The organism is Mesorhizobium sp. P2_E6, assembly GCF_056403835.1.
This window is the reverse complement of the sequence record NZ_JBFUEQ010000004.1, coordinates 333,961-355,542: the sequence shown is the minus strand read 5'-3', so window position 1 is coordinate 355,542 and position 21,582 is coordinate 333,961. Positions and strand designations below refer to the sequence as shown.

The window sequence follows — 21,582 nt, the reverse complement described above, 5'->3', positions numbered from 1 at the left end:
CCTTGAGAATCTCCTCGCCCTTGGGCAACATGGCGGCCATGCCTGAGACGCGAGAATGAACAAGCCGATTTCCGCCGCATCGCCGCGCAAGGCGACGATGTCGCTGACCGAGGCGCTCGTTGCCCGCACGATGCGTGCGGTCGAAGATGCCGGGCCGACGCCGGGCATGGTCTACATGACCGACGCCGACTATGCGCGCATCCGCGATGAGGTGCTGGCCGGCGCGCCGCCTGGACCCGTAAAACTGTTCGCCTATGGCTCGCTGCTGTGGAAGCCGGTCGGCGAGGTGAGGGGCGGCGAGCGTGCGGTTGCGACCGGCTGGCATCGTTCGTTCTGTTTTACGGTCAAGCGCTTCCGGGGCACGGTCGAGCAGCCAGGTCTGATGATGGCGCTCGACCGCGGCGGCCAGTGCCAGGGCATGGTTTTTGAGATCGCCGAGCCGGTGGCAGCCAACCTGGAAGCGCTGCTGCGCCGCGAGATGACCGTCCTGCCGGCTGTCAACGTGCCGCGCTGGCTGCAGGTCAGGACAGAAGGCGGCATGAGCCGCGCGCTCGGTTTCGTCGTCGATCCGGCCAATCCGCGCTATGCCGGCAAACTCGACAAGCAGGCGATCGCGGCGACGCTGGCCAGGGCCGTCGGCCACTGGGGTTCGGGTGCGGAATATCTGTTCGAGACGATCCGCCATCTCGAAGCTTGCGGCATCCGCGACCGCAATCTGTGGCAGTTGCAGGAACTGGTGGCCGAGGAGATCGGTCGTACCGACGCCGGCTGAAGCTAGCCATTTTCAGCGCCGCCAAATAATATTCAACCAAACGGTTGACAATCAAAAGCCGCACACGCATATTCAACCACATGGTTGAATTACTTACATACGAGATGGATCAGGTCTTTCACGCCCTTGGCGACGCGACTCGCCGGCAGATGCTGCGCGAACTCGCCGGTGGCGGGCGCACGGTGAGCCAGCTGGCTGAACCGTTCGCGATGTCGCTGGCGGCTGCTTCCAAGCACATCAAGGTGCTGGAAAATGCCGGGCTGATCCGTCGCGAAGTGCTCGGCCGCACGCATATCTGCCACCTCGAGGCTGGTCCGCTGGCCAGCGCGCATGAGTGGCTTGGAGCCTACTCGCGCTTCTGGACGGGGCGGCTCGACATATTGGAACGATTGCTGCGCGAAGACGATGCGCGCAAATCCTCGACGCAGAAGAAGGGAGACGAGACATGACCGATCGACATGCCGAGAATGGCTATGGCGTGCTGACCGAGCCGGCCACGTTGACGATCGAACGGCTGCTGCCCGGCCCGGCCGAGCGCATCTGGGGCTACATCACCGACCCAGAACTGCGCCGCCAATGGCTGGCCGCCGGCCCCATGGGAAGCGAGGCCGGCTCGCCCTTCGAACTCACCTGGCGCAACGACGAACTGACCGAGCCGGCCGGCGAGCGCCCGCCAGGATTTCCGGCTGTGCACACGATGCCGGGTGAGATCACCGAGATCGATCCGCCGCACCGGCTCGGCATCACCTGGGGCAGCACCGGCGGCGTCACTTTCGCACTGACCCCGCAAGGCAAGGATGTGCTGCTTACCATCGTCCATCGCCGCCTGGGTGACCGCTCGCTGATGCTCAACATCGCCCCCGGCTGGCACATGCATCTCGACATTCTCGCCGCGAGGCTGCGCGGAGAACAGCCGGAGCCGTTCTGGGACGGCTGGGCGAGATTGAGGCTGGACTACGACCGACGCCTGCCGGCCTGAGCAGGAGAAACACGAAACCCGTGGAAAGGAGACGATAGCGCCGGACACTTCGAGACTTGCCTGACCGATGCTTGATGAGCGGGCGATTGCCCGCATGACGACCGCTGCCCTGCAGCGACATTTCCCAACACTTCCCGAAATTTTTTGAACCGCCGGCCCGCGGGCCGCACAACCGCGCCTTTGTGCGCCAAGGAGAATGCCATGCGTAAATTGATCGCCGCCATGAAGATTTCCGTCGACGGCAAGGCGGAGGGGCCGACCGGCATCGCCGACTGGGTGCATGCCTGGTCGGAGGATTATGGGCTGACGGATCAGGTCGATGCCTGCGTGCTCGGTGGCCGCATGTATCCGGGCTACGAGCAGTACTGGACCGCGATCCAGAGCGCGCCCAACGAGCCGCTGCCGATGACCGGTAAGCCAGCGGCGCGGGAAGAGCTGCCCTGGGCACGCTTTGCCGCCAAAACGCCGCACTATGTGCTGTCGAACACGCTGAAGTCAGCCAACTGGCCGATGACGCGTTTTCTCAGGTCCAACGACGATGTCGCGGCACTGAAGCGCCAGCCCGGCAAGGACATCTATTTGATGGGCGGCTCGACCATCGTCGACAGCCTTACCGAGGCCGGGCTGGTCGACGAGTTGCGCCTCGTCCTCTATCCGCTGATTGCCGGCGAGGGCAAGGTGCTGTTTTCGACGACGGCTCAGCGGCGCGACCTGGAACTGACCAAAGTCGAGCAATTGCCGGGCGGGCGGCTGAGCCTGATCTACAAGATCGGCTGAGCGCTCAGAGCCTGTTTGGAAACTCCACAGGCTGTCTCACCCGTCCCTGAGCCAGACCAGCATTTCGCCGGGCTCGCGGTTGTCCCAGGCGAAATAAGGAATGGCGGTCAGGCGGGTTTGAGTGGTGGCCGGCGGCGCTGGCCGGTAGAGCCCGCTTTGCCAGCCGCCGCCGGCATCGGCTTGCGCGGTGGCCGACAGCGTCACCATCCCGCCGAGAAGCTCCGGCCGTTGCTGCGCTTCGACATCCGCCGTCCTCGGCAGCGTCAGGCGATGCAGCTGGCTTTCATTGTCGGTCGCCTCGACGCAGTAGATCAGCGGACCGCGCGACAACGCGACACGGCCGGCATCCTGCCGCACCTGCGGGTTGGCGTAAAGCCGCTCGATCGGCATTTCGAGATCGAGCAGGACGCGGTCGCCCTTCTTCCACGTGCGCCGGATCGCGGCATAGCCGTCGCTGGTGACATCCTCCAGGCCGACCGGGTCGCCGTTCACCCTCATTTCGGCGCCGGTGCTCCATGCCGGGATGCGCAAGTGGAGTGTGAACTCCACCGGTGCCTGCGGTTCGAGCGTGATCTCGACGGCGCCGTCCCAGGGATAACGGCTCGCCTGCGTCAGGCTCACCGGGGTGCCTGATATGTCGAAACGGGCGGTCGAGTCGCCATAGAGATGCACGGCAACAGCATCGTCGGCCAGGCTGTAGAAATAGCTGCCGATCGAGGCGACCATACGCCCGATATTGGGCGGGCAGCAGGGGCAACGGTGCCATTTCCAGCGGTTATGCTTGCCCCGGCTTTCGAGTGGATTCTCGTAGAAGAACAGCGAGCCGTCGAGCGACAGGCCCGAGATCGAGCCATTGTAGAGGGCGCGCTCCATGATGTCGGCGTAGCGGGCGTTCGGCCCCATGCCGAGCATGCGGCTGGCCCAGAACACCAGCCCGACCGCGGCGCAGGTCTCGGCATAGGCGCTCTCGTTGGGCAGGTCGTAATCGCTGGTGAAACCCTCATTGTCCGCCGACGGCCCCAGTCCGCCGGTGATGTAGAGGCTCTTGGTGGTGACATCGTCCCACAGCCGGTCGAGTGCCGTCCGCAGCGTGTCGTCGCCATATTCGGTGGCGATGTCGGCCATGCCCGAATAGAGGTACATTGCCCTGACCGCATGGCCGACGACCTTGTCCTGCTCGCGCACCGGAATGTGCGACTGGTTATACTCATAGGTCTTGAAGTGGAAATCCTTCGGATCGGCACCGCGGGCGCGCGCCTCCTCGTCGAAGTAATGTGGCTGCTGGCCGCGCTGGTCGATGAAGTATTTCGCCAGCTCCATGTATTTCTGCTCGCCGGTCACCCTCGCCAGCTTGACCAGCGCCAACTCGATCTCCTCGTGGCCGCAAAAGCCGTGTTTCTGGCCGGACCGCGGTCCCAGCACCGTGGCGATATGGTCGGCGAAACGGCACATCACATCGAGCAGTTTGCGTTTTCCGGTGGCCTGGTAGTAGGCGACCGCGCCTTCGATCAGGTGGCCGGCGCAATAGAGTTCATGGCAGTCGCGCAGATTGGTCCAGCGCTGGCCAGGCTGGATGCGCTGATACCAGCTCGAGAGGTAGCCGTCCGGCTGCTGCAGCTTCTCATACATGTCGATGACGGCATCGATCTTCTTCTCCAGATCGGGGTTCTTGCGCCGGTAGAGCGAATAGGCCGCGGTCTCGATGGTCTTGCCCCAGTCGGAATCCCAGAACATCTGCGTCGTCACCGTGCTGGCGGTGAAGCCGTCGCTGACATGGAAGGGGATGACGACACCGGGCGAGGGCCGGTCAGGGTCGATCTGCTCCAGCATGCGGGCCTCGACACAGCGGTCGTAAAGGATGCCGGCGGTGGCGCTGGCGACGGCGTCGGCGCGGTCGCCCCAAAAACCCTGCACGTGGACCTGCGGCACCGGCAGCGGGCGGAAGGCGAGCTTGGGTTTGCCCGTCTTGCCCGCTCCGACGGTTTGGGTGGATGGCGATGCGGTCATGAACTTACTCCATTCGGTCGAATTACTTGACGGCTCCGGCCATCAGGCCGCGGATGTAGAAGCGCTGCAGAACCAGGAACAGGATGAGGCACGGCACCATCATCACGGTGACGCCCGCCTGCACCGCGCCCCAGTCGATGGCGCCGAAACGGCCCGACTGAAGTGCTGTCATCATCACCGGCAGCGTGAATTTGGACTGGTCGGTCATCAGCACCAGCGCGGCGAGGAACTCGTTCCAGGCGCCGAGAAAGGCAAACAGCGCGATGGTGACGACACCCGGCCAGACCAGCGGCAGCATCACCTTCACAAGCATGGTGAGATTGCCGGCGCCGTCCATGCGGGCGGCTTCCTCGATCTCGCGCGGCACCGCGTCGAAGGCGTTGCGCATCATGAAGATCGAGAACGGCAGTTGCAGCGTCACATAGACGCCGACCAGGCCGGTCAGCGTGTTGTGCAGGCCAAGCTTGGTCAGCACCAGGAAGATCGGCGTCAGGATCGACTGGAACGGGATCATGATCGTCGACAGGATGAGGACGAAGAACAGGTCCTTGAACGGGAACCGGAACCGCGAAAAGCCATAGCCGGCCAGCACGCTGACGGCGACCGACAGCACGACGGTCATCACCGAGACATAGATGCTGTTCTGCGCCGAGATCCAGAGCCCGTCACCGAAGCTGTTGAGCGTGACATAGTTCTCCAGCGAGACGCCCGACGTTGGCCACGGCGGCAGGGGCGGCAGGCGCGCTTCCTGCGCCGGCTTGAAGGCCGACAGCACCGCCCACACGATCGGCGCCGCAAACAGCACCGAGGCGATGATGCCGGTCGAATGCTCGGCGATGCGGGCGGCGAGCCTGCGGTTGCGGGAGGTGGCCTGCGCCATCAGTCGAGACCCTCCGGCTTGCGCAGCAGCCACAGCTGGACGAGGCTGAGCGCCACCAGGATGACCAGCAGGACCATGGACAGCGCGGCGCCATAGCCGAGCTTGAACGACACGAAGGACTGGTTGAAGATCCAGTAGACTGCCGTCAGCGTCTGGTTGCGCGGGCCGCCGCGCAGGATGATGTAGAACTGGTCGAAGGCGAGGATCGAGCCGGCGACCGACAGGATCAGCGCCAGCGCCAGCGTGCGGCGCATCAGCGGCAGCGTGATCGCCCTGAACCGGGCGAACGGCCCGGCGCCGTCGATGACCGCCGCCTCCTGCAGATCCTGCGGGATCGATTGCAGGCCGGCCATCAGGATGATCATGGTGAAGCCGGCGACCTTCCAGACGACCATGGCGATGATCGACCAAAAGGCCGGCTGGAAAGTGGCCAGCAGGTTGAACTTCCTGTCGATCAGGCCGAGATCGTAGGCGGCCGGGCTGAACAGGCCGGAATCGACGTTCAAGAGCCATGACCAGAGCAGGCTGGCCGAGGCAAAGCCGACAACCGCCGGCATGAAGAACATGGTGCGATAGAGATTGGTCAGCGGCCGCGGCCGTTCGACGAACAGCGCCAGCGGAAACGCCACCGCGAAGATCGCGATGGTGACGACCAGTGTGTACCAGCCAGTGAAGCGCAGCGCATTCCAGAACCTGGTGTCGTGCAGGATCGCGACATAGTTGCCGAGGCCGATATAGCTGCGCTCGCCCATCAGCGGCCAGTTGTGCAGCGACATCCACGCCGTCATGCCGAGCGGGATGAGGAAGAAGACGACGACCAGCGCGACGGCCGGCGCGACATAGAGCAGGCCGATCCACTGCCGGCGGCCGGCGCCGGTGAGCTTTCGGGCGCGTGGTGGGGCAGGGGTTTCTGCTGTGATGGAGGTCATGCTTGCTCTTCCGTTGCATCCGGCGCGCCGCCCAACCTCCCCCTTGTGGGGAGGTTGGACCGCAGGTCCGGGTGGTGGGCCGGCGCCGCCCGCACCCCGCTGCTTCGCAGAGACCCTTCCCACAAAGGGGGAGGGTAAGGAGCGGCGCGCCGGCCACCCGCCCAGGGAGACAGGCGGGTGGCCGGCAGGCGTCCGCTACTTCTGCGGCGCCTGGTCTATGATCGACTGCATCGTCTCCTGGGCATTGGCGATGGCGCCGTCGACATCGTCGCCGAAGAAGACCTCGTTGATCATCTGCGTCCACGGACCGTTGGCGGAGTTGATCAAATCGTTGAACACCACGGAATAGGGGGTGCGACCCTTGGCCATGGCCTCGGCGGCGATCTGGTAACGCGGATCGAGATCCTTCAGCGCTTCCTTGGCGATGTCACCACGCACCGGCAGGCTGCCGTACTTGGCCAGGATGGTCTGGCCCTCGAGCGAATAGGCGAAATCGAGGAACTCCTTCACCACGGCGAGTTTCGGGGTGCCCTTGGTGACGACGAAATTGTCACCGCCAGCAAAGGACGACCAGCCGCTTTCCTTGCCCGGCAGGAAGGTAACGCCGTAGTCGACATCGGGATACTGGGTGTTGAGCGCGCCGATGGCGAAGGCGCCGGACGGCGAGATGCCGATATTGCCGGCGGCGAACGCGGCAAAGAAGTTGGCCCCGGTATCGGTCTGCGCGCCTGCCGGCACCAGGTCCTTCTTGACCATAGAGCGGTAGAGGTCGATGGCGCCGCGCAGTTGCGGGCTGTCCAGCGTCGCCTTCGAGCCATCCTCGCTGAGGATATCACCGCCCGACGCCCAGATCAGCGGCGTGAAGGTGAAGATGTTGCAGCCGCCGCAATTGCCGGAGAAGTAGAAGCCCTTGATGTTGCCGCCGAGCGCGTTGACCTTCTCGGCGTCGGCGGCGATCTCGGCCCAGTTGGTCGGGCCTTTTTCGGGATCGAGGCCGGCCTGCTTGAACAGCTTCTTGTTCCAGATCAGCACCGAGGCGTCGGCCGAGAACGGCAGGCCGTAGATGTGGTCCTTGTAGGTGCCGGTCTTCACATGCGCCGGCGACAGGCTGGAGAAATACGGCAGCGATTTCGCCCAGTCGGTGATGTCCTCGAGCTGACCGGCGGCGGCGAAGGACGGGGTGTAGATCAGGTCGAGCGACAGCGCATCGGGCGCTGTGCCACCGGCGGCCGCCGCACCATATTTCGGGATGATCTCGGCATTGGGGATGATGTCCAGCTTGATCTGGTTGGTGTGCGCCTTGTTGTAGGCATCGACGATCCTCGGCATGAAATTCGAGCCGTCGGCGCGCACCCAGATGTTGGCCGTCTCGGCGGCCGCGGCACTGATGCCGCCACCCAGTACGGCAGCGGCCAGGGCCAGTTTGGCAATCAGGTTCCTCATGTTCTCCTCCTCCAGGGTTCGCCGCGGTCCGCGGCTTGGCACCGATCGCGCGGCGCGTGGTTTTCAGCCATCCAGCGGATGGCCGCATGACTGCCGCACCACCAGCCGGCACGGCAGTTTTCGAATGCCCGGCGCGGCGGGCTTGCCGCCGACCAGCGACAACAGGGTCAGCCCCGCCTCGCGCCCGAGGGCGACCAGGTTCATGTCGACGGAGGTCAGCGGCGGGCGCGTCGCTTCGGCCAGGATCTCCCAATTGTCGAAACCGATGACGCCGACATCGCCGGGAACGCCGAGGCCGCGTTCGCGCAAGGCATCGATGACACCGCGTGCGATCTGGTCGTTGCCGCAAAAGACGGCGTCCGGCCTTTCATTCTTGCTGTCGAACAGCTGCGCCACCGCCTCGTGACCCCAGGCTTCCGACCAGGCGCCGAGCAGCGGCTCGGTGACCGGCAAGCCGTTTTCGGCCAGCACGTCGCGGTAGGCCTGGGCTCGCGCATGCACCACGGCAAAGCTTGCCGGCCCCGTTACATGGGCGATGCGCTGGCGGCCGAGCCGGCACAGATGCTCGACCGCCAGCCGCGCGCCGCCGGCATCGTCCGAGACGAAGGCGATGGCGTCGGGATCGGGCTGCGTGAAGGCATAGATCACCGGGACCCGCAGATTGCTGAGGTCGACCGGCAGATGGCGGTCGATGCGCTTGCCGGTGGCGATGATGCCGTCGACGCGCTTGTCGAGCATGGCGTCGACATGCATCTGGCCGAGGCGCGGATCCTCCTCGACATTGCACAGGAACACCGAGACGCCATTGTCGACCAGCGCGTCCGAGATGCCCGACATCAGCGGCAGCGAGAAGCGGCCATAGGTATCGTTGGTGAGCAGGCCGACGGTGAAGCTGCGCCGCCTGAGCAGGCTCTGCGCCAGGCTGTTGGGCCGGAAGCCGAGACGCCGGGCGGTCTCGCGAATACGCTCGCGCGTCTCGGCGGTCATGCGCCCCTGGTCGTTGAGCGCCTTGGAAGCGGTGGCGACGCTGACGCCGGCCTGCGCCGCCACGTCACGCAAGGTGACTGGCTTGGAAAAGACCGGGACAGGCTCCGATGCCATCGCGTCAAAAATCCTTAGTTGGGAAAAGGTTTTCTCTTACAATCCAGAGAAAGAGCCAGCCTTGCGGCCAACCCAGTCAAAACTGTTGGAAAAACCTTTTCTCAAATGAGGCTAGGCTACATCCAGAGCTTGTTCAAGGGAAAAATTGCCGGCGCCCGTGGGTGGGATTTTCGCGGCAAAATTCCGGTGAAGCCCGGCCACCCGTCAGTGAAGTGTTAATCGCTTGCGCGCCATGGTGGTCGCCCGCCAGGACAGCAGAGCTCCGCCATGCCCGATACGCCCTACACCCCGAAAGGCCCGGCGCGAACCGATGTCTCGCAGCTCGGCAGGGGGGCAAGGCACGACAGCCGCTCCGACGAACGCCGCCAAGCCGCCACGATCGCCCGGCTCAAGGCGGAAATCGCGGCGCAGGCCGAACTGATTGCCAGGCAAGAGCTTTCATTGGCCCACAGCCGCAAGATCTTCGACCGCGCCTCGGCGGCAGCGCGCCTCGGCGTCTGGGAATGCAGCCTGCCCGACGAGCGGCTTACCTGGACCGACGTGGTCTATGACCTGTTCGACCTGCCGCGCGGCTCAGCGCTCGATCGCTCGGAGATCATCAAGTGTTATCCGGCGGAGTCGCGCAAGGCGTTGGACAGCCTGCGCGGCCGGGCGATCGCCGAGCGCAACGGCTTCACCCTCGATGCCGAGATCACCACCCTTGCCGGCTGCAGCCGCTGGATCCGCATCACCGCGACGGTCGAGTGCGAGGACGGCGTTCCGGTGCGGATCTTCGGCATGAAGCAGGACATCACCGAGGAAAAGATCCTGTCTGACCGGATGCGCTATCTGGCCGAATATGACGTCATGACGGGGCTGGCCAATCGCGGCCGGTTCCAGGCGCGGCTTGCGCATACGGACGAGGGCCGCCCGCTCGGCGCGCTGCTGCTGATCGATCTCGACGGCTTCAAGGCCGTCAACGACACGTTCGGCCATGTCGTCGGCGACGAATGCCTGAAGGCGGCCGCTGAGCGGCTTGCCGGCAGTTGCGGCGAGGCGGATCTGGTGGCGCGCGTCGGCGGCGACGAGTTCGCGGTCTTGCTCGGCCCGCATCTCGACCGCGGCGCGGTCTCCGGCCTGGCGCGCGGCATCATCGAGGCGATGGGCAAGCCGGTCAGCGCTTGCGGCCAGTCGCTCAGGCTCGGCGCCTCGGTCGGCATCGCCTTCGCCCAGGCTGGCGCCCCATGCGACCTGTTCATGCAGGCCGATACCGCGCTCTATGCCGCCAAGGCGGCAGGGCGCAACACGTTCCGCATCTTCAAGTCCGACCCCGCCGCGAAGGGTCGCAGCGCCGCGGCCTGAGGGCCGGCGTGTTGTCCGGCCTTAGTCGACGGGCGCCGCGCATCTTTCACCAACGCCGTCCCTATCTGCATTTGGCATGCAGGGCGCTCGAGAAAAGAGTGCTATGCAAGGTAAGGGAGCATTCTTGCTCCGGCTCCTTCCCCGACATTCGAGGTCATTTCGTGCGTGAACCGTCACTGCTGCCTGTGTTTGGAAAACTTGGCGTCAAGGCGCCTGTCGCCACCGTCGCGGCGCCGGCTTCGTCGGCAGGTGTCGCGTTGCGGCTGCGGGATTTTCTGGCCACACATGGCGGCATGGTGCTGAAACTGTCGGTCATCGCCTGGACGGTGCTGATCCTGGCGGCGGTGTTTTTCATGATACAGGGCTGACCGGCATGGCCAACCGCTACGCGCTGCGCATGGAGCTGCCCCAGAGCTGGACCATCATCGATGTCTTCACCGGCCAGCCTGCCGTGATCCGGCAAAAGGTGATGGTCGGGATGGGCCCGCGCGAGGCCGAGGACATGGTCGTGCAGATGAACGTCCGTGACGTCAAGCGCCGGGAGAGAGCAGAGCGCAAGTCCTGACCTGTGCCGCCGCCGAGGTCGGCACTATGCCGCCGGCAAGTGCTCGCCACACCGCAAAGCGAGGATTCCCGTGAGAGCCAGCCTGAAGCAGAAGATACTGGAGGTCTGTGATCGCAAGATTTCCGAGAAAGGGCCTGGCGTCGGCGTATCGTTCTACGCGTTCTTCGCCAACAGGAACGACGACCCCGACCTTTTGATGGAAGCCGCCGAATGGTGGATCAGAACCCACCGCCTCGACCATTTTGAAAAGGCTGAAAAGATACGCACCATGGTCGAGAAGATGGATCCTTGATCTTCGTTTCCATGGATGTCGTTGTCTCAAAACCGGGGCGGTTTTGAGCGGCATGCACTAGGCTGATCAGCCGAAATCGGCGGCCGTCAGCACGTACATGCTCTTGCGGGTGCGGTCGTAGGCCTTCGATGCCACGTCGCGGATGGCGCTGCTCTCGGTATCGAATGTGGCGAGATAGCCGGCTTCATTGGTCGCGGTCGCCGGCTGCATCCTGGTCATCGCATCGGCGGCGACAGAGAAGGAGATCTGGAACATGCCGTCATGGCCAACGAAACGGATGCGCTTGCCGGCTTCGTCATAGCTGCGGCTGCGGTTGGGGAAGGTCAGGCTCATGTCTTGGCCTCCGTGGCTTTCTTGACCACCCGCTTCTTCTTCGGCGTCGGGTTCAGCGCTTCGGCGACGCGGTCTGCCTCTTCCTTGGCCAACCGCAGCTCCCGCAGCCTTGCGGTCTTGATCTCCCTGGCCCTTGCCTCGGACATGTACTCGGCGGTTGCCTTGTTGCGCTCCGCCGTTTTCTTCTGCTTGTCGACAAAGCGGGCTTCAGCTTTTTCCATGATCGTCTGATTGCCTTCGGCCATCGAAGAAATCTCCCTTGTGCCTGAAATCGTGAAAACGAACTTGTCCGATAAATAGGCACTCAATCGGCAAAATTCAATTTTTTGAATTATTTGACCAATCGGCGATATCACGAAACGGCTAACCAAAATAATACTTTTGAATATTTAATTCCGGCGGCGAATAATTTTTGGCACTCCTATCTATCGAGTGCCAACGCGTCTATATAGGACGGGCGTGGCCGCCTGTGCCGGCCCCAGAAAGAAGTTCCCATGAAATTTCGGCCACTCCACGACCGCGTTGTCATTCGTCGCGCTGAAGGCGATACCAAATCCAAGGGCGGCATCATCATCCCCGACAATGCCAAGGAAAAGCCGCAGGAAGGCGAAGTCATCGCCGTCGGCCCCGGTGCACGCGACGAAAGCGGCGCGCTGATCGCACTCGACGTCAAGGCCGGTGACTTCATCCTGTTCGGCAAATGGTCGGGCACCGAGGTCAAGATCGACGGCGAGGACCTGCTGATCATGAAGGAAGCCGACATCATGGGCGTCATCGAGAAGGCCGTCGAGGCCAAGAAGGCCGCCTGACCATATGAGGAGCCGGCCTTTGCCAGGCTCCGGCGAGCGGTTCACTCCACCACGCGAACGGGATTAAAAAAATGTCTGCCAAGGAAATCAAATTCTCCACCGATGCACGCGACCGCATGCTGCGCGGCGTCGAGATCCTCACCAATGCGGTGAAGGTCACGCTCGGCCCCAAGGGCCGCAACGTCATCATCGACAAGGCCTATGGCGCGCCGCGCATCACCAAGGACGGCGTCACCGTCGCCAAGGAAATCGAGCTTGCCGACAAGTTCGAGAACATGGGCGCGCAGATGGTGCGCGAAGTGGCTTCGAAGACCAACGACCTCGCCGGTGACGGCACCACCACCGCCACGGTGCTGGCTGCCTCGATCCTGCGCGAAGGCGCCAAGCTGGTCGCTGCCGGCATGAACCCGATGGACCTCAAGCGCGGCATCGACCAAGCGGTCACCGCCGTGGTTGGGGAAATCAAGGCGCGGGCCAAGAAGGTCAAGTCGTCGGCCGAGATCGCGCAGGTCGGCACCATCGCCGCCAATGGCGATGCCAGCGTCGGCGAGATGATCGCCAAGGCGATGGACAAGGTCGGCAATGACGGCGTCATCACCGTCGAGGAAGCCAAGACCGCCGACACCGAACTCGACGTCGTCGAGGGCATGCAGTTCGACCGCGGCTATCTCAGCCCGTATTTCGTCACCAACGCCGACAAGATGCGCGTCGAGCTGGAAGAGCCCTATGTGCTCATCCACGAGAAGAAGCTCGGCAATCTGCAAGCCATGCTGCCGATCCTCGAAGCGGTGGTGCAAAGCGGCAGGCCGCTGCTGATCATCTCCGAGGACGTCGAGGGCGAGGCGCTCGCCACGCTGGTCGTCAACAAGCTGCGTGGCGGCCTCAAGGTTGCAGCCGTCAAGGCGCCGGGCTTCGGTGATCGCCGCAAGGCGATGTTGGAAGACATCGCCGTGCTCACATCAGGCCAGATGGTTTCCGAGGATCTCGGCATCAAGCTCGAGAACGTCACCATCGAGATGCTCGGCCGCGCCAAGCGCGTGCTGATCGAGAAGGACACGACCACGATCATCGACGGCGCCGGCACCAAGGCCACCATCCAGGCGCGCGTCGCCCAGATCAAGGGCCAGATCGAGGAGACCACCTCGGACTACGACAAGGAAAAGCTGCAGGAGCGGCTGGCCAAGCTCTCCGGCGGCGTTGCCGTCATCCGCGTCGGCGGCGTCACCGAGTCGGAAGTCAAGGAAAAGAAGGACCGCATCGACGACGCGCTGAATGCGACGCGCGCGGCGGTTGAAGAAGGCATCGTGCCCGGCGGCGGCGTGGCTCTGCTGCGCGCAAGGTCGGCGCTTGCGGGTCTCGCCGGCGCCAATGACGATGTCACGGCAGGCATCTCGATCGTGCTACGGGCTCTTGAAGCGCCAATCCGGCAGATCGCCGAGAATTCCGGCGTCGAAGGCTCGATCGTGGTCGGCAAGCTCACCGACAGCAAGGACCACAATCAGGGCTTCGACGCCCAGAACGAGGTCTATGTCGACATGATCAAGGCAGGTATCGTCGATCCGGCGAAAGTGGTGCGCACCGCACTGCAGGATGCCGGCTCGATCGCGGCTTTGCTGATCACCGCTGAAGCCATGATCACCGACATCCCGGCCAAGGATGCCGCACCTGCAGGCAATGGCGGCGGCATGGGCGGCTACTAAAGTTTCAGGTGATGCCGGCCTGTTCGGAAACCACCGTTTTCGACTCAGCCTGACCTGAATCTACGCCGGTTCTAGGATATTACCGCCGGGGGCAGTCTCCCCCGGCGCGCAGGCCTCTAGCCCAGGAGACGGATCCATGATCACGTTCGTGCAGAAGCCAGAGACGGTCGTTACGACCGAAATCACCGAGGAAAGCCGCTTCGACCGCATCCGCAGGATTGCCGCCGACAAGCACAAGAAATCCGATTCCGACACGGCAGCGCCTTCAAAGAGCGAGCCCAAACGCCCGATGTGAGCACTGCGGCGCCGTCGCTGCTTGCGCGCAACGCCAGTATCACATAGCGCGTCAGCGGCGCGGGCCCATCGCGCCGGCCGAGCGCGTCCAGCCAGTTCCTGTAGGCGGTGTCGGGGTGTCCGGTATTGTCATTATATTAGCTTCAGCGCATATTTGGCAGGCAGTGGGCCCTTGGCCGTCAAGGCGTCCAAGGGCGCCTGCAGTTGCTACCGAAAAAATCACTCCGTGTCGGCTCGAATTTGTCGAGCAGTCACGAGACAATGACATTGGGAGGAATAGTCATGAAAGTGACCATATTGGCAAGCTATGCGCCTCACGCCGCCAAAGGATTGATGCAGGGGTCAGACAGGCAAGCTGCGGTCAAGGCGCTTTTTGAAAGCGTTGGCGGCAAGATGACCAGCGTGATGTTCACGCGCGGCATTTATGACGTCGTCGTCAATGGCGAGGTGCCGGACCAGGTCGCAGGGATGGGCATATCCCTTGCGGTGCGAGCGAGCGGCTCGCTGACAGATATGGTTGTACTGGAAGAACTCGATATGAAGGCAGTGCTCGCGGCTGCCAACAAGGCTGCTGGCGCGTACAAGCCCGCCGGCTGATGGACTTGCCTTCTTGATCAAGGCAGCACGGTTCGATGGACGTGCCGTGCTGCCGAGTATCGGACCGGGCATCCTTCTCGCGACTTTCGCAGCGACCGGAATTCACGCTAGTATCGTCCGGTGGTCGTTTGGTGCAGAGAGTTGCGGAAACGAAACCGCGATCCTCGATACGGAGACAAGTCATGTTTGCGGCCAAGGCCATCGACACCTCGGACAAGGCTGCGTTCTACCGCGACCTCGCCGCGCAACTGAAGGCGCTGCTCGAGGGCGAACGCGATTCGATCGCCAACGCCGCCAACGCCGCGGCGCTGATTTTCCAAATGGTGCCCGACCTCAACTGGGCCGGCTTCTACTTCCTGCAATCCGACGAGGAGATGGTGCTCGGTCCCTTCCAGGGTAAGCCAGCCTGCGTGCGCATCGCGGTCGGCAAGGGCGTCTGCGGAACAGCGGTTGAACTCGGCACCTCGATGCTGATCGAGGACGTGCATGATTTTCCCGGCCACATCGCCTGCGATGCCGACTCGCGTTCGGAGCTGGTCGTGCTGCTCGAGGACGATGACGGCGTCTTCGGCGTGCTCGATCTCGACAGCCCGTTGCCCGGCCGCTTCGACAAGGCCGACCAGGCCGGCATCGAGACGCTGGCGGCGATCTATGCCGCCGCGAGCTCTTTCGAGGACTGAAGGTTCGAACGCCCTAGAGCGCCTCAGACGAGCTTCACCAGCATCAGGCTGAAGCAGCCGATGAACAGGAAGGCCGAGAAGGCCAGCGCCAGCGGGCGCAGGCCGCGCGAGCGCAGCTGTGAAATGTCGGCCTGCAGGCCCATGGCGGCCAGCCCCATGGTCAGCATGACGGTGGTGGCGAGTGCCATCGCCGACTTCACTTCGGCCGGCACGGTGACGAGGCTGTTCAAAGCCACGACCGCGACGAAGGCGGCGACAAACCAGGGCATGGGCGGCCGTGCCGCCGACTGATTGCTGCTTTTGCGGCGCGCCATCAGGCCGAGCGCGATGACCATCGGCGCCAGCATGGCGACGCGGGTCAGCTTGGCGACGGTGGCGATCTCGCCGGACTGGGTGCCGTTCTGGAAGCCGGCGCCGATCACTTGCGCCACCTCATGGATCGAGGCGCCGGCCCACAGGCCGAAAGCGTGCTGGTCGAGGCCGAAGACGGGCGCCAGTAGCGGGAAGCCGAGCATGGCGACGGTGCCGAACAGCGTGATTGAGGCGACGGCGTAGGTGACGTCCTCATCGCGCGCATCGGTGACGATGTTGGTGGCGACGATGGCCGAGGCGCCGCAGATCGAGGTACCGGCGGCGATCAGCTGCGCCAGCTTGGCGTCGACGCCGATCAGCCGGCCGAGCGTGATGGTGAAGAGGAAGGTGGAGCCAAGCGTCAGCGCCACGATGCCGACGCCGCCGGCGCCGATCGACACCACCTGGCCAAGCGTCAGCTGGAAGCCGAGCAGCACGATGGCGAAGCGCAGCAGCCGGCGCTGCGAAAACGCGATGCCGGCCTTGGCGTGGGCGGGGGTGCCGAGCACGTTGGAATAGATCATGCCGGCGACGACAGCGAGGATCATCGGGCTGAAGAGAGCGAAGCCGGACACATTGCGGGCCGAGAAGGCGACGCCTGTGATCATCGCGACCAGCACGATGCCGGGCACAACGCCGTTCCACACCGAATTGAGGGACTTTCGTCCTTGGGCGAGTTCGGCGGAAATCAGGCCATTCGGAATATCGTTCGCGATGTGGGTAAGGGTAGACAATGCAATGCTCCAGGCGGGTATGCCGGAGGAATGCCATTCCTGAACCGATCTTTCCAACGAATTATTTTCGTTAGAATGATCGATTTTTGCGAACGGTTGCTTTTCATTGCGGAAGCCGCCGCTGTACTCATCCCCTATAGCTGCGCTTCGATGGCCGCCTTGTCGATGACCGACCAGACGTGCCTGATCCTGCCGTCGAGAAATTCATAGAAGACGTTCTCGCTGAAGGAGACCTTCCTGCCGTTGACGGGCAGGCCAAGGAAATTTCCCTTGGGCGTGCAGTTGAATTGAAGCCGGCTGGCTATGAAAGGCGTATCGGAGATCAGCAACTGGATATCGAAATAGAGGTCAGGGATCTCGGAAAAATCCCGCTCCAGCATCTTGCGATAGCCGGACAGCCCAACCCGGTCGCCATTGTAGTGCACCTCGTCATGGACGAACCGGTGCAAGGTGCTCCAGTCCTGATTGTTGAGGCAAGCGATATAGCCGCGATAGGTGTCGGCAAGCTTGGTGTCGGTCACGGCGATTGCTCCGATGGATTATGCCATGCCGACTTCTATCAACTCCGGTGCCTTGGCTAAAGCACGTCGCGACTGAACGGAATCATGCGACGCGCCCCTGGGTTGTTGCCCTATCCATGTCGACGTACCAAAACCGCTGCGCAGTTGGGACGGCATGCGCTAGTGCCGTTTTCGCGCTGCCTTTTGGCGACGAGACCTGACCGCCTCCAGCAGTTCGTGCTCGCTGGTGTGCGCTTTTCGAACAAGGGCCACAACCATCATCGCCAAGATTTCGGCTTTCGGATCCAAAGGATCGAGATCCTCATCCGCGCATACCTGGTTGAACACACGTTCGCAAATCGCCAGATCATGATGGCTCAGGCAGGTGCGATTGGAGCGCCGGCGCAGCATCTGCGCGAACCTTTCAGAGCCCGCCGCTCGTGCTTGCGGAGGGTCTTTTGCTGATGAACCGCCGAGGCGATGGACTGTTCGAGTGGCACTATCGTCGATAGTGTATTGGAAACAGTTTACTCGCCGCTGGATGTTTGCTGTGTTAAGAGACCCAAAATCAGCGCACACTCGCGGGCTTTATACTGTCCAACAGTCATGAGTTGATGGTAGTCCCGCCGTTTGTCCTCCGGGATATGAAACCCACGTCGAAAGTCAGCCGCCTCTTTCGGAGTTCGAGTGCAACCGATCTTGCTGGCGGTGACTTTCAAGCTGGCCAGTGAACACCCTATTTTTGCCGCAATATCCTTCAACGGTTCGTTGTTACCGTATCCATCAAGAATGATCTTGCGACGAGCTTCGCTGTCGAGCTTTGTGTTCATTTTGACGGCCTCCTCAACTACGATTTCATGATGCCCGATTCTATAAGCACCAGGTTGAAGAGTGTCGTTAGCTTCGCATCCAGAAACTTATCTCGGCATTTATTTCTTACTGTAATCCAGCGTGATCGTCGTTTCAGTGGACTAGAGTTCCGCCAGTCTTGCTAGAAGCCTGAGATACACCACATGATTGAGAGGGGCATGGGCATACCGGAATCGGATATGGCACCATACAATGGACACTAAGAGGCAAGACGAGCCCCCCGGGCAGACGCCGGAGCGTGATCGACGTCGTTGGCCGCGCGAGGCTCAACCCCATAGTGAGGCTGCCCCGTCACTCGCGCCGGTGCTCGAACCGCTGTTCTTTTCAACGCTCGAACTGGCGCCGCAGGATCAATTCGCCGCTTGGCAAGCGCATATGGCACCGCTTGTCGAGGTTAGGTTGCCGGATGACAAATCGCTGGACGATGGCTTTCCCGCCGACCACACGGCTTGGAATCTCGGTGGCATGCTGATCGTTCAACAGCACGCGCCGGCGCATAGTTACATGCGTTCTGCCGCGAAGCTTCGGTCCAGCGCGATCGATCACTGGTATATCGCCTTGCCACGTACCGGCCGGTCGTGGACGGAGGTCGATCGCCGCATTGCAGAAGGCCAACCGGGCAAATTGGAGATCAGATCGCTTGGCTACCCGTTTCGCGGGAGGACGACAGACTCCGAAAGTCTCCTTCTCTATCTTCCGCGTGATTTGTTCTCTGACGCCGCGGCAAACCTCGACGCAAGGAACAATTCAATTCTGTCGGGCAACTTTGCCAACCTTCTGGTCGACTATGTCAACAGCATCGAAGCCAGCCTGCCCAGTCTCACGGTTGATGACCTGCCCCGCATCGTACACGCAACTCGCAGCATGATCATTGCCTGCCTCGCGCCTCCGGCCGAACATGCCGCTGCCGCCGAACAATTGGCGAGTGTCGCGCTGATGGAGCGAGCCCGCCGATACGTCCAGAACAATCTGGATGCGGCTCATCTGACACCGGATTCAATGTGCCGGGCGCTCGGCGTCTCGCGCTCGCGCCTCTATCAGTTGTTCGAACCGAGCGGTGGGGTTCTCCATTACATACAAAGCCGCCGCCTTCTGGCGGCCCATGTTGCGCTTAGCGATGCGACGGACAGTCGGCGCATTGTCGAAATTGCCGAAGCCTTCGGGTTTAGTTCAGCGGCTAATTTCAGCCGGGCATTCAGCAAGGAATTCGGCTACAGCCCCCGCGAAGGCCGCGGCACTGTGGTGTTGCCGCGTTCCGCCCACTCTGTTTCGCTTGCTGGACACGAGAAGGCCTCTTCCTTTGAAGGTTGGCTCAAGGCGCTCGGAAACTGAATACGGGGATCGGCGTTGCTGACGGGGCGGGCTCAAAAGAGGCTTGGCCGGGGGCTGGGAAGGCCACGCGGCCTCATGGACCACGATATCATCGACCACAATATCTTCTTGAGGCGCCCATCGCGCTATCAAATCGCATAGCTGATTCCCGTCAATTCACGATCTGTTAACGAACTGTGACTGTTGATCGTTATCGACAATTTACCGCCAATCACAGCGGAGCATTTATGGCAACTATGCTGCTTGCGGCGCTTGTTAAGACGGCGAGTTGAAAGTTTGCCAAGCTTGACGTTTATGCTATTTTTAGACTGGGCGGCGCGAATCTGCATCGCTTATGGAGGTGGCTCTTGCGCCCAGAGGCATCAGGCGTCGGCACGGAGAGCGAGGGGCCTTCCTCGGTCGATGCTCCACGTGCCGGCGAAGGGGTTCTCTTTGACCTTTTGGCGAACACGACCGAACTTTTGTCGTTCTATGACCGCGACTTCCGGCTGACGCACTACGCAACAAGGCTCAAAGGCGTGTACGGAGCCGCGGTGGCGCTGGGCGCCGCCGTCTGGGAGATCTACCCGAGCTTTCTCGATGCGAAGTATCGCGACGAATTTCTTCGTGTGTTCCAGGGTGGCCCTCCGGCAAGCCTCGACCTGCCGCGATCATCGGGCGGAGCGCCCCGGTCGGTCTTTGTCTTCAGCACTGCAAATGGTGCCGGAATCATCGAATCAAGGGACCATGGCGGGCGGAGCGTTGCGGAGGAGCAAGAGCATGTAATTCTGCTCCATCAGGCAACGCACGACGCGCTGACCGGACTGCAGAATCGACGGCGATTCGGCGAGCGGCTGCAGCAAGCAATGGTGGCCCTCGGCGGACCAAAGCCGAAAGCTGCCCTGCTGCAAATCGACCTGGACGATTTCAAAGCGGTCAACGACACGCTCGGCCATGGGGCAGGCGATACGCTTCTTCAGCTCGCGGCGGGTCGTATCCGCGACGCGCTGCAGGATGGTGAGTCCGCGTACCGGTATGCCGGCGACGAGTTCGCTGTCATCCAATTGGGAAAAGAGCAGCCAGCCGAGGCTGAGCGCCTCGCCGGGTCGCTGGTCGACGCATTCAAGCAACCGTTCGTCATCAACGGCATTCCCGTCTTCGTCGGCTCGAGTATCGGAATTGCTTTCGGGCCCGAGCACGGGACCGATGGCGAGCAGCTGATGAAAGCCGCTGACATTGCTCTTTACGCTGCCAAGACAGATGGACGCGGCTGCGCTCGAACATTCAACCGTTCGATGCTGCTCTTGCTGGAACAACGCGAGAACCTGAGGCGCAGCCTTCGAACCGCGCTGGAGCGAGGCGAGCTTTATCTGGAGTATCAGCCGCTCATTCGGCCTCCCTCGTCGACGATCGGTTTCGAAGCGCTGCTGCGGTGGCGGCATCCCGACGTCGGAACCATTCCACCCAGCGTGTTCATACCGATCGCCGAAGCCGACGGTCTGATGGATGAGATTGGACGATGGGTGCTCGAGCAAGCCTGTCGGCAGGCCTTGAAGTGGCCTTCTTCGCTGACAGTCGCAGTGAACCTCTCGCCAGCTCAGTTCCTCAGCGGTACGCTGACGGACACGGTCGCCCAGATCATCGACGCAGTTGGAATCCGGGCCGACAGACTTGAACTAGAGATAACCGAGACCGTTCTTCTTGAGAAGACGATCGACAATATCGACACGTTGAATACCCTGAACGTCTTGGGGATACGAATTTCGCTCGACGATTTCGGCACATACTATTCGTCGTTGAGCTACCTCAAGAACTTTCCCTTCGACACCTTGAAGATAGATCAGTACTTCATTGCGGACTTGGAGACCGATCTCAAAAGCCAAACGATCGTGCGATCGATCATCAACCTGGCGCACGGCCTGGGAATAAGTGTCACTGCCGAGGGGGTCGAGACGTCGGCACAGGCACGATGGCTGATCAAGGAAAATTGCGATTGCCTGCAAGGTAATCTCCTGGGGCGACCGCTCGGAGCCGAGGCAACCAGCGATTTCATCAGGCGGTCCCCGCCGAAGGTGGTACGGGAGATGGAGAATTCAAATCGGGCGCTCTAGCGCCTTGCACCCTTTGTAAGTGGACAGTTGTGGAAACGATCGACGCAGACGCCACGCAATTCTTCGAGGCAGTGCGGGACTGACTGATTACGAGGCGGTCAAATTTCCGCCTCGGAGGCCATAGCCCACCAGGGCTCAAATACTGATGGAATAAGTGAGGATGCCGATGGGATCTGTTCAACATGACCTGGCTGGCGAGCAGACTT

At 62.3% G+C, this 21,582-nt stretch carries 26 protein-coding genes; 15 read left to right on the top strand and 11 right to left on the bottom strand.

Annotated features, from left to right (window positions below; translation table 11 throughout):
• The first annotated feature begins 55 nt into the window (after positions 1 to 55).
• The 4 genes from AC1D08_RS12500 (at position 56) to AC1D08_RS12485 (ending at position 2,528) form a co-directional block, all read left to right on the top strand.
• A complete protein-coding gene (locus tag AC1D08_RS12500; protein ID WP_457151670.1) occupies positions 56 to 772 on the top strand; it encodes a gamma-glutamylcyclotransferase in 717 nt (238 codons plus the stop codon).
• Positions 773 to 852: 80 nt separating this feature from the next.
• Positions 853 to 1,221: an ArsR/SmtB family transcription factor gene (locus tag AC1D08_RS12495; RefSeq protein ID WP_457151671.1), complete on the top strand. Its 369-nt coding sequence runs from the start codon at positions 853 to 855 to the stop codon at positions 1,219 to 1,221.
• A complete protein-coding gene (locus tag AC1D08_RS12490; protein WP_477226654.1) occupies positions 1,218 to 1,751 on the top strand; it encodes an SRPBCC family protein in 534 nt (177 codons plus the stop codon). Before AC1D08_RS12495 ends, AC1D08_RS12490 begins: the two co-directional genes overlap by 4 nt.
• 201 nt (positions 1,752 to 1,952) lie before the next feature.
• Positions 1,953 to 2,528: a dihydrofolate reductase family protein gene (locus tag AC1D08_RS12485; protein ID WP_457151673.1), complete on the top strand. Its 576-nt coding sequence runs from the start codon at positions 1,953 to 1,955 to the stop codon at positions 2,526 to 2,528.
• A gap of 36 nt (positions 2,529 to 2,564) precedes the next feature.
• Here AC1D08_RS12485 and AC1D08_RS12480 read toward each other — a convergent pair whose 3' ends face one another.
• From AC1D08_RS12480 to AC1D08_RS12460, 5 genes are all read right to left on the bottom strand, one after another.
• On the bottom strand, positions 2,565 to 4,535 hold the full coding sequence (locus AC1D08_RS12480; protein ID WP_457151674.1) for a glycoside hydrolase family 127 protein: 1,971 nt from the start codon (positions 4,533 to 4,535) through the stop codon (positions 2,565 to 2,567).
• Between the two features lie 22 nt (positions 4,536 to 4,557).
• Positions 4,558 to 5,415, bottom strand: coding sequence for a carbohydrate ABC transporter permease (locus tag AC1D08_RS12475; RefSeq protein ID WP_095091133.1), 858 nt, complete (start codon positions 5,413 to 5,415; stop codon positions 4,558 to 4,560).
• Positions 5,415 to 6,344: a carbohydrate ABC transporter permease gene (locus AC1D08_RS12470; RefSeq protein ID WP_457151676.1), complete on the bottom strand. Its 930-nt coding sequence runs from the start codon at positions 6,342 to 6,344 to the stop codon at positions 5,415 to 5,417. The genes AC1D08_RS12475 and AC1D08_RS12470 overlap by 1 nt, the downstream gene beginning before the upstream one ends.
• Positions 6,345 to 6,539: 195 nt before the next feature.
• A complete protein-coding gene (locus AC1D08_RS12465) occupies positions 6,540 to 7,787 on the bottom strand; it encodes an ABC transporter substrate-binding protein (RefSeq protein ID WP_457151677.1) in 1,248 nt (415 codons plus the stop codon).
• 63 nt (positions 7,788 to 7,850) lie between these two features.
• Positions 7,851 to 8,888 (bottom strand): LacI family DNA-binding transcriptional regulator, encoded by a 1,038-nt coding sequence (locus AC1D08_RS12460; RefSeq protein WP_457151678.1) that lies wholly within the window; start codon positions 8,886 to 8,888, stop codon positions 7,851 to 7,853.
• A 267-nt stretch (positions 8,889 to 9,155) separates the two neighbouring features.
• Between AC1D08_RS12460 and AC1D08_RS12455 the strand changes: the two genes are divergently transcribed.
• The 4 genes from AC1D08_RS12455 (at position 9,156) to AC1D08_RS12440 (ending at position 11,086) form a co-directional block, all read left to right on the top strand.
• Positions 9,156 to 10,229: a diguanylate cyclase domain-containing protein gene (locus tag AC1D08_RS12455; RefSeq protein ID WP_457151679.1), complete on the top strand. Its 1,074-nt coding sequence runs from the start codon at positions 9,156 to 9,158 to the stop codon at positions 10,227 to 10,229.
• A 161-nt stretch (positions 10,230 to 10,390) separates the two neighbouring features.
• Positions 10,391 to 10,597, top strand: a complete 207-nt coding sequence (locus tag AC1D08_RS12450) for a hypothetical protein (RefSeq protein WP_457151680.1) — start codon at positions 10,391 to 10,393, stop codon at positions 10,595 to 10,597.
• Positions 10,598 to 10,602: 5 nt separating this feature from the next.
• Complete coding sequence (locus tag AC1D08_RS12445) at positions 10,603 to 10,794, top strand: hypothetical protein (protein ID WP_095091138.1); 192 nt, start codon at positions 10,603 to 10,605, stop codon at positions 10,792 to 10,794.
• A 70-nt stretch (positions 10,795 to 10,864) separates the two neighbouring features.
• Positions 10,865 to 11,086 carry a DUF6500 family protein gene (locus AC1D08_RS12440; protein ID WP_457153815.1) on the top strand — a complete coding sequence of 74 codons (222 nt, stop codon included), beginning with the start codon at positions 10,865 to 10,867 and terminating at the stop codon, positions 11,084 to 11,086.
• A gap of 66 nt (positions 11,087 to 11,152) precedes the next feature.
• Here the strand turns inward: AC1D08_RS12440 and AC1D08_RS12435 are convergent, their stop codons facing one another.
• Both AC1D08_RS12435 and AC1D08_RS12430 read right to left on the bottom strand, forming a co-directional pair.
• Complete coding sequence (locus tag AC1D08_RS12435; protein WP_457153814.1) at positions 11,153 to 11,419, bottom strand: DUF1488 family protein; 267 nt, start codon at positions 11,417 to 11,419, stop codon at positions 11,153 to 11,155.
• A complete protein-coding gene (locus AC1D08_RS12430; RefSeq protein ID WP_457153813.1) occupies positions 11,416 to 11,664 on the bottom strand; it encodes a hypothetical protein in 249 nt (82 codons plus the stop codon). Before AC1D08_RS12430 ends, AC1D08_RS12435 begins: the two co-directional genes overlap by 4 nt.
• Before the next feature lie 249 nt (positions 11,665 to 11,913).
• Between AC1D08_RS12430 and AC1D08_RS12425 the strand changes: the two genes are divergently transcribed.
• The 5 genes from AC1D08_RS12425 (at position 11,914) to AC1D08_RS12405 (ending at position 15,499) form a co-directional block, all read left to right on the top strand.
• Positions 11,914 to 12,228: a co-chaperone GroES gene (locus AC1D08_RS12425; RefSeq protein ID WP_379020208.1), complete on the top strand. Its 315-nt coding sequence runs from the start codon at positions 11,914 to 11,916 to the stop codon at positions 12,226 to 12,228.
• 71 nt (positions 12,229 to 12,299) lie between these two features.
• Positions 12,300 to 13,928, top strand: coding sequence for a chaperonin GroEL (gene groL, locus AC1D08_RS12420; RefSeq protein WP_457153812.1), 1,629 nt, complete (start codon positions 12,300 to 12,302; stop codon positions 13,926 to 13,928).
• A gap of 136 nt (positions 13,929 to 14,064) precedes the next feature.
• Entirely contained in the window at positions 14,065 to 14,223 is a 159-nt protein-coding gene (locus tag AC1D08_RS12415; protein ID WP_167458376.1) for a hypothetical protein, read from the top strand.
• A 281-nt stretch (positions 14,224 to 14,504) separates the two neighbouring features.
• The gene (locus tag AC1D08_RS12410) at positions 14,505 to 14,819 is read left to right on the top strand and encodes a GYD domain-containing protein (protein ID WP_095091143.1); all 315 of its coding nucleotides are present in this window, start codon (positions 14,505 to 14,507) and stop codon (positions 14,817 to 14,819) included.
• Between the two features lie 182 nt (positions 14,820 to 15,001).
• Positions 15,002 to 15,499: a GAF domain-containing protein gene (locus AC1D08_RS12405; RefSeq protein WP_457153811.1), complete on the top strand. Its 498-nt coding sequence runs from the start codon at positions 15,002 to 15,004 to the stop codon at positions 15,497 to 15,499.
• A gap of 23 nt (positions 15,500 to 15,522) precedes the next feature.
• On the opposite strand, the gene AC1D08_RS12400 is transcribed toward AC1D08_RS12405, so the two are convergent.
• The 4 genes from AC1D08_RS12400 to AC1D08_RS12385 all read right to left on the bottom strand — a co-directional run bounded on the left by AC1D08_RS12400 (position 15,523) and on the right by AC1D08_RS12385 (position 17,914).
• Positions 15,523 to 16,584 carry a YeiH family protein gene (locus AC1D08_RS12400; protein ID WP_457153810.1) on the bottom strand — a complete coding sequence of 354 codons (1,062 nt, stop codon included), beginning with the start codon at positions 16,582 to 16,584 and terminating at the stop codon, positions 15,523 to 15,525.
• A 134-nt stretch (positions 16,585 to 16,718) separates the two neighbouring features.
• A complete protein-coding gene (locus AC1D08_RS12395) occupies positions 16,719 to 17,105 on the bottom strand; it encodes an ester cyclase (RefSeq protein WP_477396896.1) in 387 nt (128 codons plus the stop codon).
• Between the two features lie 159 nt (positions 17,106 to 17,264).
• Positions 17,265 to 17,495, bottom strand: a complete 231-nt coding sequence (locus tag AC1D08_RS12390; protein ID WP_457155459.1) for a hypothetical protein — start codon at positions 17,493 to 17,495, stop codon at positions 17,265 to 17,267.
• Between the two features lie 116 nt (positions 17,496 to 17,611).
• Entirely contained in the window at positions 17,612 to 17,914 is a 303-nt protein-coding gene (locus AC1D08_RS12385) for a hypothetical protein (RefSeq protein ID WP_457155460.1), read from the bottom strand.
• A gap of 232 nt (positions 17,915 to 18,146) precedes the next feature.
• On the opposite strand from AC1D08_RS12385, the gene AC1D08_RS12380 reads away from it, so the two are divergent.
• Together AC1D08_RS12380 and AC1D08_RS12375 are read left to right on the top strand one after the other, a co-directional pair.
• Entirely contained in the window at positions 18,147 to 19,286 is a 1,140-nt protein-coding gene (locus AC1D08_RS12380; protein WP_477423204.1) for a helix-turn-helix transcriptional regulator, read from the top strand.
• A 440-nt stretch (positions 19,287 to 19,726) separates the two neighbouring features.
• A complete protein-coding gene (locus tag AC1D08_RS12375) occupies positions 19,727 to 21,376 on the top strand; it encodes a putative bifunctional diguanylate cyclase/phosphodiesterase (RefSeq protein ID WP_477423347.1) in 1,650 nt (549 codons plus the stop codon).
• Positions 21,377 to 21,582: the final 206 nt, after the last annotated feature.